This is a genomic window from Rhizobium mongolense subsp. loessense, assembly GCF_900099775.1.
Lineage (GTDB): Bacteria > Pseudomonadota > Alphaproteobacteria > Rhizobiales > Rhizobiaceae > Rhizobium > Rhizobium loessense.
The window spans coordinates 40,979-55,471 of record NZ_FMTM01000018.1; the positions used below are offsets into that span (position 1 = coordinate 40,979).

Sequence of the window (14,493 nt, forward strand, 5' to 3'; positions counted from 1 at the left end):
CCATTGTTGCCACAGCGCATATGCGGAAGATCGGCATCGGTTAGGATGGGCAATTGTCGGGGACGTGAAGCATAGCTGATCCGAACATTCGGTCACCAGCAGAAAACGACTGTTTCGGAGATCGCGGGAGTGCCTTGGGATGGCTTCCGAAACTGCTCTTGAATTTTACGCGAGGCGGTCGACGATAGCGTCGGCAATCGTTGAATTGCCGATTAGTCCTACCAGTGATCGACGGGCACCTGACGGATGATGGGAGATCGCTTCTCGCGCCCCTCGAGCTCCAGGAGATTGCGACGCAGGAAACCATCACCGTCACTCGATAAGACAGAAGATAAAACCTCAGCCATCGCGGGAGCTTCGGCCAAGCCATCATAAATGGCATCGGGTTCTAAGCCGGACATCAAGGTGTGGCAGTCCACCTTGGGACTATATGACGTCATAGGGATTCGTAATTGCGAGCCCTCTCGGGCGCTTTTTAAGTTTAGCCACAGGTCGATCAGCGAAAAACCGGGCTGTCTTTCCAAAGAGTTCCAGCGGCAGCCTCCGCATATCCGAGGTTATAGACGGCGCGCATATAGTTGGTGTTGAACGGATCGAGCATCGAATAGGGGACCTGGACGTCGATCGACGCGAGATGGAAACTTGCGTTGGTCAGTTTGGAGTAGTTATAGAGGGCCGTCAGTGCGCTCTGTGTCTGCGACTTGACGAAGATCGAATATGCCCTTGCGATCACAGATAGAGTTTTATCCGGTGTGATGGAATATTCCGGCATCAGCGCGTTGTTCACGATCACATAAAAGTCGACGCTTTGTCTTTTGGTTGCCAGACGGGTGCTGCTTGTCAGCAGAAACTGTGGAAATGTGAGGATCTGAGACGCGGAACCTCCATCCGAGTGCATTTCCTCGAAGTGACGCCCACCCGACTCCGCCTTGATCATGACTGCCGGGTAGACGCCTGGGATGCTCGACGACGCCACTAGAATGTCCTGAAACAGCTTCAGCGCGTCCGGCCGGCCGCTGTTGGCGATGACGCCCATGTTCCAAACGACGGCACGCTGGGTGTCGAGGTTGGTCGTCAGAACGAGAAGGCGGCGACCCTTGCGATGTTCGGCTGCAACCCGGTGCAGGATGGCGGGCGTGATAAAGCGCTCGACCATCCGTCTCAATGGGTCGGCCCTCAGCAAGCTCGGCCCAAACAATCCTCCGGCTCGCTTGCTTCGGACAAGGTCTTCGGCGACGCCGCTCGTGTAGAGATGCACCAGGGTGTCGTCGTAAGACGATCCCAGGAACGCAAAAGGTGCAATCAGGGCTCCGGTACTGACGCCGGTGACGACATCGAATTGCGGGCGGCTCTTCTCGGCGCTCCACGCAGAGAGCACGCCGACGCTGAAGGCGCCGCCGGCGCCGCCGCCCGAGATCATCAGAGAGGTGAGCCTATTCCGCCGGGTCGCCGGCCTCCAGTCGAGGGTATTTCGTGGAGCCTCATCAGAACGGACGTCGAGATAGGAACGGATTTCGCCGTAGCCAGCGATGGTAGCTGTTTCAGCCTCCTTCGCATCAAGGGCTCTGTCAAGCGTCTGCGTGCATCCGAACAAGATGAAAGCGATCGGAACCAGAGCGATAAGTGCTCGCATCAGGCGCATCTTCAAAGGCAGGGCCGTTTCGATGCATCGTTACCCGACCGGCGCACTTGGGGTGGCAGGACGCGCAGGCGGCGCGGGGCCGCCTGCGGGGGGTGTACGTCCCGCGGCCTCGTTCCGGGGGAGGGAACTCGACCGAAGAGGTTGCCATACAGATCAACAGGCATCGCCTCGACCCTGACCATCTGGCCAATTGTTCGCGAAGAAACAATCATCTTTGACCTTGCCCTCTCTTTGAATGGAGAGGCTTAAAGGCGATCGTCGCGCGATCGTTGGATGCGTGGGCTTGCTGATCGGCGGTGGCGTTGCGTGACCCGGCCCGGCGTACGAGCCGCTTGAGCGCCTCGTTCAGATCATCGATGAAGGTGAAGATGACCGGAATAACGACAAGGCTGAGCAGCGTCGACAGCATAACCCCGCCGATCACCACGATGGCCATCGGCTGCCGGAAACTTGAATCGCCTCCCGTCAGGCTGAGTGCGACGGGAAGCATGCCCGATGCCATTGCGATCGTGGTCATGACGATTGGTCGCGCCCGCTTGTGGCAGGCATCTACAAGAGCATCGAACCTGGACATGCCCTGACGGCGTGACATGATCGCGTATTCGACGAGAAGAATCGAATTCTTTGTCACCACGCCCATGAGCATAAGCAGCCCGATGACGACCGACATTGAGAAGCTGGTTCCGGTCACCACAAGCGGCACCAAGGCACCACCGAGCGAGAGCGGGAGAGCCATCAGGATGGTGAATGGCTGCAGGAAATCATGGAAGAGCAGGACGAGAACCGCGTAGATGCAGAACACGCCGATTGCCATTGCAAGGCTGAAGCTCTGGAACAGTTCCGAGCTGCGTTGAATTTCGCCTTGCTCCACAAGGGTGACACCCGGCGGCAGGTGCTGGAGCGCCGGCAGCGCCTTTGCTTCGTTATGAACGTCGCCCAGGATGCGGCCGTTGAGCTCGACGGAAAGAGTGACATTGCGCATGCGATCGATGCGGTCGATCTGCGAAGGACTGCCGCCGATCCGGATTTCAGCAATCGATCCGAGATCGACGTTTCCGCTCGTTCCGGCCACCCTCATGTTCTTGATGTCATCGAGCTTCGTGCGTGTCTCGGGGGAGAACCGGACAACGATCGGAACCTGCCGCTGTGGCAGGTTGAGTTTAGGCAATGCGGAAGAGTATTCCCCGTCTGTCGCCACGCGCACAGCTTCAGCGATGGCGCTGGACGTCACCCCGAGTGCTGCTGCACGCGCAAAATTTGGCGTAATCTGGACCTCGGGAGCCTGTCTGGACGCGGTCGATGTCACCGCGCCGATACCGTGCAGAGTACGGAGCTGCTCCTCCAGCGCTGTGCTTGCGCCATCGAGAGTGTTGGCGTCGTCACCGGCAAGGGTGAGCTCAAGCTTCGTGCCGTTGGCGCCGCCGCCGACTGCGACCCTAACGCCCGGAAGGACGGAGAGCCCCTGCCGGATGTCATTTTCGACTTCCGACTGCTTACGGTTGCGCTCATCGATGGGTTTCAGCGTGACGACGATCGTGGCGGATCCGACACTGCTCGTGGTGGTGACATCGGGACCGCCGCCCGATGATGCCGAACCGATCGAGGAAAAGACATGTGTCACGTCGTCGAGCTTGCTCACAATGTCCGCGGCTTTTCTGGTCGTGGCTTCAGTCTGCTCGATGGTAGCACCGGGTTGTAGAGTCAGCGTGACCTGGGTCCTCGCGTCGTCAGCGGCGGGCAGGAAGCCCGATTTCAGGAAGGGGATCGTGGAAAGCGAAAGCGCGACGACGACCGCGGTGACGGCCACCGTCGTCTTCCGGTGCTTCAAGGCTGCCTTCGCGGTTGCTATATAGGCACGCATGATGCGGCCGTCCTTTTCCTCCTCTGTCGAATGGGCCTTCATGAAGTACGCTGCCATCATCGGCGTCAGCAAGCGTGCGACGACCAGTGAAGCGAGGACGGCGACGGCTGCGGTGACACCGAACTGGCGGAAGAGAAGTCCTGGTATGCCGCTCATGAATGCCGTCGGCAAAAAGACCGCGACCAATGTGAACGTGGTGGCGATGACTGCTAGTCCGATCTCGTTGGCCGCTTCGAGCGCGGCATCGATCGGCCGCTTGCCCATCCGAAGGTGGCGGGCGATGTTCTCGATCTCGACAATCGCATCATCGACCAGGATGCCGACTACAAGCGACAGCGCAAGCAGCGTGACGATATTCAGGCTGAAGCCAGCCAAGTACATGACAAGAAAGGTCGGGATGACCGACAACGGCAGCGCAACGGCCGACAGGATCGTGGCACGCCAATCCCGAAGGAAGAGCCAGACGACGACGATCGCGAGGATCGCGCCTTCGAACAGCATCTGCATCGAACCGTTGTAGTTGTCGATGATCGGTCCGACCGTGCTGTATGCCTCATCGATCTGCGCATTCGGGTGCGCGGCTGCGAACTGCTTCATTGCCTTGTCGACATCAGACGCGACGCCGCTGTCCGAGAAGCCATTCGAGCGTTTGATCTCCACCGCGACCACCGGTTTGCCGTCGAGATATGCCATCGAGGACCGGTCCGCGAAGCTGTCCGTGACGGATGCGATGTCGTCGAGGCGAACCTGCTGCCCGTTGGCCAACGGAATCCTCAGCCCCTTCAGATCCTCGACCGATGCCACCGCGCCGAGTGTTCGCAATGTCTGGCGGGTGCCGCCGACTTCTCCGAGGCCACCGGATGTGTCCGCCTGAACGGCTTTCAGCTGTGTCGATACCGTGGCCGCCGTGACACCGAGAGACGCCATCGTTGCGGGATCGAGATCAACATGAACCTCGCGGTCGATCCCGCCCACACGGCTGACCTGCCCTACGCCCGGCACCGACAGGAGCGCTTTCGTCATATCGTTGTCGATGAACCAGGAAAGCTCGGTTTCGTTAAGAGCAGTCGAACGGACAGCGTAAGTGACCAGCGCTGAATTCTGCACGGTGACCTTCGTGACGCTCGGCGTCTCCATTTGCGCCGGCAGATCGGCCTTGGCACTATCCACGGCATTGCGGACCTCATTCAAGGCTGCTTCGCTGTCCTTTTCCAGCTTGAAGGAGACTCGGATCGAGACGGTTCCATCGGTGATCGTCGTGGTGATGTGGTCGAGATAGCTCAGCGAGGCAAGATTGTCCTCGATGGTGCGGGCAACTTCCGTCTCGAGTTGTGCCGGTGCTGCACCGTCGAGCGTGGCGGTGACGCTGATGGTCGGAAGATCCATATCCGGGAAGTTTTGGACCTGCAGGAGCTTGAATGCCAACAGCCCGCCGACTGCAAGCATTGCGAATAGCAGTATCGCCGGTACGGGGTTGCGGATTGACCATGCGGAGAAGTTCATCAGCCTTCTCCCGCAATCTTCACGACATCGTTGTCCGACAGAAACGCTCCGCCCGACGTCACGACCTTCGACGACCGGTCTAGACCGGAGACGATTTCGACTTCACCATTGTTGCGGCGGCCTGTCTCGACGCGGATGCGCCTCACTCGCTTGTCCTCGCCGGCTGTGAAGACGTAGCTTATCCCGTCACGAAACACGATCGCCGTCTCGGGAATCGTCAGCGCCGGCGTGGTCTCAAGTTCGATGCTGCCGGTGACGTAAAGGCCGACGCGCGGACGGACATCGGAGGGAAGCGCGACATAGACAATCGCCCGGCTTGTATCGGTGCTGACCGACGGTCCCACGAGCCTCACCTTGCCCTGAACGGGGTGGCCGTCCGGCTCGTTGATCGTCACATTCAATCCTTCGGAAATGCGCGGAAGATAACGCGCCGAAACCTCAGCCTGCCACTCGACACGTTGCTGGCGGACCAGGCGGAACAGCTCGGTACCTGAGGAGACGACTGCGCCGAGTTCGGCTGAGCGCGAGGTGATGAGACCGTCGTCAACGGCCGTGACGGTTGTTTGGGCAAGCTTGATCTTTTGGCTGTCGAGCGCCGCCTCTTCAGAGGCAAGACTTGCCGTCGCCGTCTGTTCGTCAGCCAGATATTCGACGATCTTCTCGTCGGAAAGGGCGCCCGAATGGCGAAGCTGCCGGGCCCGGTCCGCATTTGCCTTGGCCTTTGTCAGGTTTGCTTTGGCGGTCACGACCGCCGCTTCCTGCTTTCGAAGATCCGCCAGCACGCTGTCCTGGGAAAGCCGGACAAGCGTCTGCCCCTTGACCACAGCGGATCCCACATCGACGAGGATGTCGGTTATGCGCAGGCCGCTCGTCTCGGAGGCGACAATCGCTTCTTGCCATGGTTTCAGCCAACCGCTTGCCGGAACAGTCTCCGGCCACTGGCGTTGCGCCGGCGCCGCGAGCGAGACGGTGAGGGCGGGTGCCGCGGCTTGGTCCGCTACGGCATTGCGGAAGGAGAGCAGCAGCGCTGCCGCAACAAGAGCAACGGCGAATGATATGGACGGCTTTCTCAACGATGCATTCCTCGTAATTTCAGAGCATCGGCGCCTTCCCTGTTCCACACCAGCTCGACGGGGAGTTCATTGGCCCGATAGCGTAGACGCCGGGGTGGACGTTCATGGCCCACGTCCGATGTCCTCGCATCCACAAGTAGCCGAGCGAACGTTAAGTGCGGTCAAGTTTGTGTTAAGCTAGGTAAAACTTGGTCACGCGCTCGCGTTTGTGCTGTATGGATGGCCGATGTGGATGACGGACGACATAAACCAACGAAGTTCTCCTCAACGACGCTGCAAAGGCGATTGCGCAGGCGGTGTCGACAGAGACGGAGACTCAACCCTTTCAGATTTCCGACAACTAAGCCGTTCATCGAATGAGTGTCCTCTTGAGCCAATCGGCTCGGCGCTGGAGGCGCTTGAAGGAGCGCTTCGTCAAAGCTTGTGGTCACACTTGTCGTTCAAACGCCGGAACATGATGTCCTGTCGCAACCTTCCGGGAGGGCAACTTATCCGGTATGCGACGCTCAGTCCGATTTGCGAAACAGAGACCGCTGCGACGCGGCGAAATCAGCGTTCTTTTAATCTTCTCATTCGGTAATTGGCCAGCGCGCCAAGGCGCTCGGCTCTTCGCGCTCGCAGCGCCGAAACCACTACACTCGCGGATCCGCCCGAATGAATCGTGCGATTGTTGAGAATACTGTCGGATGCATGACGCCTCCCAACGACGCGGCCAGAAGGACCTCCATGAAGTTCCCACATTTTTCAAGTAAAGCACACCACCTCACCCTAGAGGCAGAATTGCCCACGGACTGCAATCCGGTTCCGCGATCCAACGGACTCTCTCCTAGGGGCATCGGCGCCAAGAATGAGGCCGGCAACTCGCTGCCCGCCTGCGCTGAGCGTCGCGCCGGTCCGGATCCGTACCTGACTATGGATGATGTGGCGCCGGTGCTGGCGTTGCGCCAAGATGAAGGTGCAGACCCGCTGGTCGCGGCATTGCGTCGATTGGGCGAAGCAATGGCATCCTGTTCCCTAAGCTTAGGCGACGACCGTCCTGCGGTCGCTGAAGAGACTGAAGCCGCAGAGGACCTGACGTGCTACCAGGATTCCGGTTTGACGTTTAGTGACGGAAAGATCTCATTCGAACTCCTGCTCGAGGCCGCGGCTGTTCCCATCGTGTACAAGAATCTGGAGGGCGTACATCTTGGTTGTAACCGCGCGTTTGAGAGTTTTTTCGGCGTCACGAAACAACAGCTCGCCGGTAAGACCATCTTTGATATCGTTCCCAGGCATCTCGCAGAACACGTTTCTGCTCATGACGAGCTCCTCGTTAAAGAGGGCGGCATACAACGATACGAAGCCAGGGTCGCGAAAGCCGACGGAGCCTTCCGCGATGTCTTCCTCAGCAAAGCATTGTTCACAAACAACCGCGGCGAGCCGGCCGGCCTAATCTCTGTGATGGTCGACATTACCGAGCGTAAGCAAGCCGAACAACGTTTGAAAGAGGCGCTTGAATTCGCCGAAGGGATCATTTCCGCGGTTCCAGACACTTTGTTCGAGGTAGACCGCGACGGCCGATATCTAGAAGTCTGGGTAAAAGACCCCGACCTCCTGGCTCAACAAAGAGCGCTACTGCTTGGAAAAACGGTAAATGATGTGCTCCCGCCAGATCAGGCCGCCATTGCTGTCGAAGCCCTTCGTGAAGCAGACGAGAACGGTGTTGCTTATGGCAAGTGCTTGCGAATCCCGCTACCGAATGGCGAAACTCGATGGTTCGAGCTATCCGTGGCAAAAAAGCCGGGCACCGACTCATCCGCGAGAACCTTTCTGGCGTTGTCACGCGACATTACGGAAAGAAAGCGGGCGGACGATGCCTTTAGCAAGCTGCGGACGCACCTGATAAGCGTGCTGCAGACTATTCCCGACATGGTGTGGCTTAAGGACGCGGAGGGGGCGTATCTATTATGCAACCACGCATTCGAACGTCTTACCGGGAAAACAGAGTCCGATGTCGTAGGAAAGACTGATTTTGAGCTGTTCGATATCGAGCTGGCAAAGTCATTCCGCGAGAAGGACCAGGCAGCTATCGAAGCCGGCCAGATACTCATCAACGAGGAATGGGTTGCCTCTGCCGACAACGGTCAGGCTGTTCTTCTTGAAACACGCAAAGTACCAGTATTCGGCGCGGAGGGAGGGATAACCGGGATCCTCGGCGTGGCGCGGGATATCACCGAGTTGAATGCCTCTCGCCAAAAGATTCACCAGATGGCTTTTTACGACTCTCTCACATCATTGCCGAACCGGGCACTGTTCCATGATCGCTTGCGGCAGATGATCACAGATTCGGCGGAGAGCGGTCAACTGGCGGCTGTAATGCTCATCGACATTGATCATTTCAAAGCAGTCAATGACGCAATGGGACATCCCGTCGGTGACGAACTGCTCTGTCAGGCGGCATTACGTCTAAATGCCGGCGTGCGCCACTGCGACACCGTCGCGCGTCTCGGCGGTGACGAATTCGCAATCCTTCTGCCCAACATTCGGCACAGCGACGAACTAAGCCAAATCGCGAGCAGGATACTCGAAACGTTTAGCGACCGATTCCTGCTAGACGGGAAGGAGGTGCATATTTCCTGCAGTATTGGGATTGCGCTTTATCCCGATGACAGCATTTATGCGAATGATCTGGTGAAATTCGCCGACTCCGCGATGTATCTTGCTAAACGCTCTGGGCGCAGCAGTTTCCGGTTCTATTCGACAGACTTAACGGCCAGCGCCCAACAGCGCCTGACGCTTGAAATGGAATTGCGACGCGCCATCGAGCGTGGGGAGCTGGAATTGTACTTCCAACCCAAAGTGCTGTTACGGAGTGGCATGATGATTGGTTCGGAAGCCTTGCTGAGATGGCGCCACGCGGAATTGGGCTTGGTTCCTCCGAGCCAGTTTATTCCGATTGCCGAAGAGACTGGACTGATCGCAAATTTGGGCCGATGGGTGCTGCGTGAGGCCTGCCAAACGGCGGCCGATTTGAATGCCGGTGACAAACCGCTCCATAAGGTCGCAATCAACTTGTCTGCCCGGGAATTTCAATGCCAGGACCTGACCCGAACCGTCGCCGATGTGCTTGGCGAAACCAGCTGTCGCCCAGGATGGATCGAACTTGAAATAACCGAGAGCCTCCTGCTCGATGAAAAAAATAGAACGCTGGAGACGCTTTCAGCACTGCGGGCCATGGGAATTACCATTGCTATAGACGATTTTGGTACCGGCTATTCGGCATTGAGCTATTTGACACGCTTCCCCATCGACACGCTTAAAATCGATCGGTCATTTATCAACAGCGTCGACAAGCGTAGCGCGGAATTGGTGAAGGCTATCCTGTCTATTGCGCGCTGCCTCGGACAAAGCGTCGTAGCCGAAGGCGTCGAGACGGCGGATCAGGCTGTGTTTCTAATGGCTAACGGGTGCGATGCCGCGCAGGGTTTCCTCTACAGCAAACCCTTGCCGAAGATCGAAATCCTAAGGTTACCTCGCTATTTCCGAGAGATCAGCCTGGTCGCCGATACTGTGCAAACGGCACCTGATACGGGGATCCATCCCTCGTTGGCCGACGACGAAGGTCTGCCGTTTGTGCGATCCGGGCGCTGGTCCAACAGCGCGAACTTCTCGTGATCTCATGCTGGACCGAGGTGCGAACAATTCGAACCCGGTCAACGGGATCCGAAACTCAGCGCCGAATGGGGTGGGCTTCGCAAGCGGAAGACTTCCCAATGTCTTCAAGGCCATCTCAGTTCTTTTTCGAGTAACTGCTGTTCCTTACTAGCAAATCTCGTTAGGGGACATCGATCTTCAATCGATCAGGTGGTGTGCAGGTATTCTGGTTGCGTCCGAAGGTGAGACACCAAAGCGCTTTCGATATGCGATCGAAAAGCGCCCGGCATGAGCAAAACCCCATTTCAACGCAATGTTTTTGACTGGCTGGCTGCGGTCGCCCTTTGAAAGCTCTTGATGAGCGGCATCCAATCGCAACTGCTGCAAATACGCCATGGGTGTCACCATGCGAAACTCTCGAAAGCCCATTTGCAATGTCCGCATGCTCACTCCACAAACACTGGCAATTTGGTTCATTGTCAGAGGTTCCGACATGTGAGCATGCATGTAATCGACCGCTCGCTTGACATGCCAGGGCAACGGCGGCTCGACTATGCGAAGTCTGCCTGAATAGCGATGAGGTATCGCGTCAAGCATGAGATCGATTAGTCCATCGCTTAGATTTCCCAACGCTGCTGGGGATTGCTGAAGCGTTCCGTCGCCCAGTTCCAGATGCATAAAGGCTGCCAAGCGAGCCAGGGCCAGTCCGGCACCGGTGCTCAAGTCGATCTCACGCGCCAGGTCCAGGTTGCCGTGAACTGGCACGTTCAAACGCTGCTCCAAGCGTCGTCTCAATTCACCGTGCGACACTTTGAGACCGAGATGCTTCCTGAAGCCGATGAAGCGTACCGTCTCTTCCGACCCGCCGTCGGCTACTATGGTGCGATTTCCTTCGGACAAGAAGTCGCGGCCATCTTTCGTGATGACGGCCCGCCCTTCCAACGGAACGAGAAGCACATAGGCATCAGTCGGATCTCGATGACGCATGACGAGGTCGCCTTTGTACGTGCTGGCTATGACCGACACGGGGCCGGCCACCAGAAGATGCATATTGTAGAAGAGCGGCTGCTTGCCCACCGGCATCATCACTTTGGTGGGGGATTGAGCTGATAACGTCGTCGCAAGCTCTTCGAAGTTCGTTCCCTGGATCGAATGATGATGAAATCCACAAACCGAAAATGATTTAGTCATCGTTTCCCCGCGATTGCTCGCACCTTCTGGTGCTTTTGTGAAAGGTGATGGCCGGCAGATTACCCGCTAGGCGCGTTAGGCCGGTTCCTCATGCAAGGAACCACCTTGGTCTCCTGGCGAGACTTTGTAGCGTATGCCTAATCGTGAAAGTCCTCGTTTAACTTCAGGTGCCCCCATGAACAGTCGCCAGAGCAGCCCAGACCGGAAATTCTCGATCATTGCAACGACAGGACCCTGGTTTATAGCAAGATAGCAATTGGAAACCCAGTTTTGCCCAGGTGCAAATGCGTCCGCGAACCCGAACCTTCCCCATAGGCGGCCGTTGCCGTAAGCAAGGAATGCCCTGAGCGCGCTTTCGGCCTCTTTGGGTAGGAATGGAAAGCTTGAAAGGGCAGCCATCGGCGCCAGTATCCCGCGATCGTTCACTGGACAGCTGACAACATATCCGGACGGGCCATCCGAAGCGGTCAGACCCCAGCCATAAGTGCCGTATCCGATGTGACCGTTGGGATTGCGTCGGCAGTGTTCGAAATTGATCTTCGTGTGTGCAACAACCTGCTGCCAGTAATCGATTTGGTCATCCTGCATCTGTCTCGGATCAAGCGCACAGAATGAATACTGCGATAGGAACAGCGGCCCGCCAAAGGAGGAACCTGCCGGGAGGGAAGTCCCATAGAAGTTTGATCCATTGCGGAATCTGCCTTCATTCGTCCAACCGATGTGGAATATCTCCGGTTCTATGGCGTGGCTCGCCGATCCGGCCGCAAGGACGTAGGTACTCAGCGCCTCATTCCAGCCGGTAATCGGCGTATTCAACGCCCATCCATGCTTAGGGCTCCAATGCCAGTAGAGCGAAGGACGAGCACTCGGTCGAACATAGGATACCCACTCGATGTCAACGCACAGAGAATCGATCCGCCTACGCAATCCAGCCTCCGCATCTGAAGGACAGTCGAAGAACTCACGTGCACAGATGAGACCTTGGACGAGCAAAGCTGTTTCGACGAGGTCTCCTCCGTCGTCATGAGGAACAAAAGGCACGACTTCTAGCGTGTTGGCACTGATAAAATGAGGAAACGCGCCCCGGAAGCGGGGGATTTTTTCCAAAGTTGCCACGATCTTCAATATACGGGCATAAGCGTTGGAGCGTGATACCCATTGGCGATGCACCAAGACAAGGATTGCCATTATACCGAAACCGGTTCCCCCAATGGAAATCAGGTCGCTGATAGGTCTTCCGTCAGTCGAGCACCTGTCAAAGGGCAGGCCAGTTGGCGGATGAGCGCCCTCCCAGAAATAGGCGGCATATCCTCGTTGGACGCGTTCCATTAGCTCGGACAACGGCGCGGTGGCGTTCGTGGCGGTCCAGAAAATATGTTCTGGTCCCGGATCGGCGTGAGGTTCTTCGTCCATCATGAAGGCATTGACCATAATCGGGTTCTCTGATGTAGGGACGCGATGCGCTAAACAGTCATTTCGACTAGTTTGCGATCGACGGTAACTGGATTAGGCCATACAATTCGGTCTGTTGGCACCAATCGAGCGTCTAGGCTTTGCTCTCGTCAATGAATCGCTTAATCGGCATAGGAGTTATGTATGCGGCCTTGAAATACGCACTGAAGCCCCAGTTGCGTTTGGCCTATCTTCTAATGAGATCTTCCATTAGTTCCTTGAGTTGCGCGGCGACTTCGTAGCTGTTTTCTTGATGCTGGCGGCTACAAAACAGCTCGCAACTCCACCAACCCACAAAACCGGTCGATTTCACGGCATCTACCCACTCCTGCAGATGGAGTACACCGCTTCCCGTGGGCACGTTTCTCAAGATTGCCTCGTCCGGAACCCCGCCGGAAAAGGGAAGGGAATCACACAGATGGACCCCATAAATGAGGTTTTTGTCGATCTTCGAAAGAACTTCAGGAGTATCTCCCGAGGTATATGCGTGCCAAAAATCGATCACGAGCCGAAGATTGTCGCGAGCCGCCGTCTCGATAACCCGAAGCTGTTTTTCGATCATGTTTAGAGGCGTCCAGGACAAGCCCTCGAGATAAACGACAAGATTGTGTCCCGCGGCGATGTCTGCGACTGCTCGCAGATTGGCTGCAGTCAAGTCTATCTGCTCATCGATCGGAAGATCGACGAGGCCTCTGTATAGGTCTGGATGCGCTGCTGCAGCACGCGGCTCAAGCGCCAACGTGCTGAGGGGACCTGTTATTGCTTCGATGCCCTTGGCTTGAACCGTAGTGGCCAACTCGCAGAGCCTTTCTGCTTCGTTCAGCATTTCGAGCCGCCGGCTATTCTGCCGCTCCACATCGGTCAAGAAACCAATGCCGGGGACGGTCAAGTTTGCCAGTTGCGCCCTGAGTTCTTGCTTGGAAATGCCTGCGTCTAGACAGGCTTTGATTTTACTGCCGGACGTCTCGAGGCCGTCGAAGCCAACTTCGCGCACAATGTCGATGTCGATCGCCAATGTGTTGAACTTAGAAGCGAGAGAATGAAATATGAGTTGGTGCGCAGATTTCACGCAGATACTCCTTTGTCGGCTTTTGACTGCGGCGGCGTGACTCCTTCGAGGACTATAGAGCGCCGCTTTTTCACTGCTTGGGCGACCGCTTCGGCAGTACGCAGGGCGATCAGATTGTCCTGTCCGTCTGCGAGCCAGGAGTTTTTCCGGCGCAAGGAAGCCGTGAAACCTTCGACGACGGCCAGATAGGGGTCACGTTCTCGGACAGGGATCAACTCGTTGCGACCGTCAATGCGTCGAATGAGAGTGCCGGTTCCCCGTCCATTCAACGTGCCGTTTGCAATCAGAACGCCTTCATCGCCCGCCACCATAACGAGGCTCTCCATGTCCGCGGTGGTAAAGCTTTCGTATGCCTGGAGAACGATATTGTTGCTCATGTAGACGGCGTAGGCCAATTGCCCTCCTGAGCCCTCGCCATGCCTTGTGGCAAGCGCGCTCACCTCTAATGGGTTGGCGCCTGTCAGAAACCGACCCAAGTCGATGTCTTCGACACAAGTGTCCAATGAGGCATCCCCTTCCACGGGAGCGTATTCGCTCCGCCGCGTAGGAACCGGATGATAGGGACCACCTCTGATGACAAGGACGGATTTGACCGAGCCAATTTCCCCTTCTGTCACAAGCCTTTGCATAACCTGATGAATTGTGGAGGCACGTGGTGGCTGATTGACGATCAGGGCAACCCCTGATCTCTGGCACCGTTCAATCAGGCTGGAAGCGATTTTGGCATTTCCTGCGATAGGGCCGTCGCACAAGACGTCCTTGCACGCTCCTGCGGCCGCCGCGATATAGTGCTTGCGGCGATCTCGTGTGGCGCTCACATAAATGAAACTTACGGATGGATCGCCAACGGCGCGATTTGCCTCGGTGGACCTGTTCGGTATATCAAGATCTTCCGAGAAAAAATTTGCATATTCTCTGTTGCGACTGACCACCCAAAGCGGTTCATGCCCGAATGCGCGGATAGCTGCGACCATGTGCTCGGTGGCGATCGTTCCCGTACCCATCACCGACCACCCAATTTTCGCTATAGCAACCATTGGCACATCCCCTGCAGGCTGACTCGTCAACT

General features: G+C 57.0%; 8 protein-coding genes. 1 reads left to right on the forward strand and 7 read right to left on the reverse strand.

What is annotated here, in order from left to right; genetic code table 11:
* Positions 1-496: 496 nt before the first annotated feature.
* From BLP23_RS31070 to BLP23_RS31080, 3 genes are all read right to left on the reverse strand, one after another.
* On the reverse strand, positions 497-1,633 hold the full coding sequence (locus tag BLP23_RS31070; RefSeq protein WP_167364046.1) for a patatin-like phospholipase family protein: 1,137 nt from the start codon (positions 1,631-1,633) through the stop codon (positions 497-499).
* 217 nt (positions 1,634-1,850) lie between these two features.
* Positions 1,851-5,006 (reverse strand): efflux RND transporter permease subunit, encoded by a 3,156-nt coding sequence (locus BLP23_RS31075; protein WP_092588541.1) that lies wholly within the window; start codon positions 5,004-5,006, stop codon positions 1,851-1,853.
* Positions 5,006-6,079: an efflux RND transporter periplasmic adaptor subunit gene (locus tag BLP23_RS31080; RefSeq protein WP_092588542.1), complete on the reverse strand. Its 1,074-nt coding sequence runs from the start codon at positions 6,077-6,079 to the stop codon at positions 5,006-5,008. Before BLP23_RS31080 ends, BLP23_RS31075 begins: the two co-directional genes overlap by 1 nt.
* A 726-nt stretch (positions 6,080-6,805) precedes the next feature.
* Between BLP23_RS31080 and BLP23_RS31085 the strand changes: the two genes are divergently transcribed.
* Positions 6,806-9,733, forward strand: a complete 2,928-nt coding sequence (locus BLP23_RS31085; protein ID WP_233426877.1) for a sensor domain-containing protein — start codon at positions 6,806-6,808, stop codon at positions 9,731-9,733.
* Between the two features lie 177 nt (positions 9,734-9,910).
* On the opposite strand, the gene BLP23_RS31090 is transcribed toward BLP23_RS31085, so the two are convergent.
* The 4 genes from BLP23_RS31090 to BLP23_RS31105 form a co-directional block, all read right to left on the reverse strand.
* Positions 9,911-10,903, reverse strand: a complete 993-nt coding sequence (locus BLP23_RS31090; protein ID WP_092588543.1) for a helix-turn-helix transcriptional regulator — start codon at positions 10,901-10,903, stop codon at positions 9,911-9,913.
* Positions 10,904-10,978: 75 nt separating this feature from the next.
* Positions 10,979-12,334 carry a glucoamylase family protein gene (locus BLP23_RS31095; RefSeq protein WP_233426878.1) on the reverse strand — a complete coding sequence of 452 codons (1,356 nt, stop codon included), beginning with the start codon at positions 12,332-12,334 and terminating at the stop codon, positions 10,979-10,981.
* A gap of 208 nt (positions 12,335-12,542) precedes the next feature.
* Positions 12,543-13,424 carry a sugar phosphate isomerase/epimerase family protein gene (locus tag BLP23_RS31100; protein WP_092588544.1) on the reverse strand — a complete coding sequence of 294 codons (882 nt, stop codon included), beginning with the start codon at positions 13,422-13,424 and terminating at the stop codon, positions 12,543-12,545.
* Positions 13,421-14,461, reverse strand: a complete 1,041-nt coding sequence (locus tag BLP23_RS31105; RefSeq protein ID WP_092588545.1) for a Gfo/Idh/MocA family protein — start codon at positions 14,459-14,461, stop codon at positions 13,421-13,423. The genes BLP23_RS31100 and BLP23_RS31105 overlap by 4 nt, the downstream gene beginning before the upstream one ends.
* Positions 14,462-14,493 lie beyond the last annotated feature (32 nt).

Excerpts from the sequence above, each read along its gene's own strand:
- BLP23_RS31075 (WP_092588541.1), bottom strand. The coding sequence starts at position 5,006 with ATGAACTTCTCCGCATGGTCAATCCGCAACCCCGTACCGGCGATACTG.
- BLP23_RS31070 (WP_167364046.1), bottom strand. The coding sequence starts at position 1,633 with ATGCGAGCACTTATCGCTCTGGTTCCGATCGCTTTCATCTTGTTCGGA.
- BLP23_RS31090 (WP_092588543.1), bottom strand. The coding sequence starts at position 10,903 with ATGACTAAATCATTTTCGGTTTGTGGATTTCATCATCATTCGATCCAG.
- BLP23_RS31095 (WP_233426878.1), bottom strand. The coding sequence starts at position 12,334 with ATGGTCAATGCCTTCATGATGGACGAAGAACCTCACGCCGATCCGGGA.
- BLP23_RS31105 (WP_092588545.1), bottom strand. The coding sequence starts at position 14,461 with ATGGTTGCTATAGCGAAAATTGGGTGGTCGGTGATGGGTACGGGAACG.
- BLP23_RS31085 (WP_233426877.1), top strand. The coding sequence starts at position 6,806 with ATGAAGTTCCCACATTTTTCAAGTAAAGCACACCACCTCACCCTAGAG.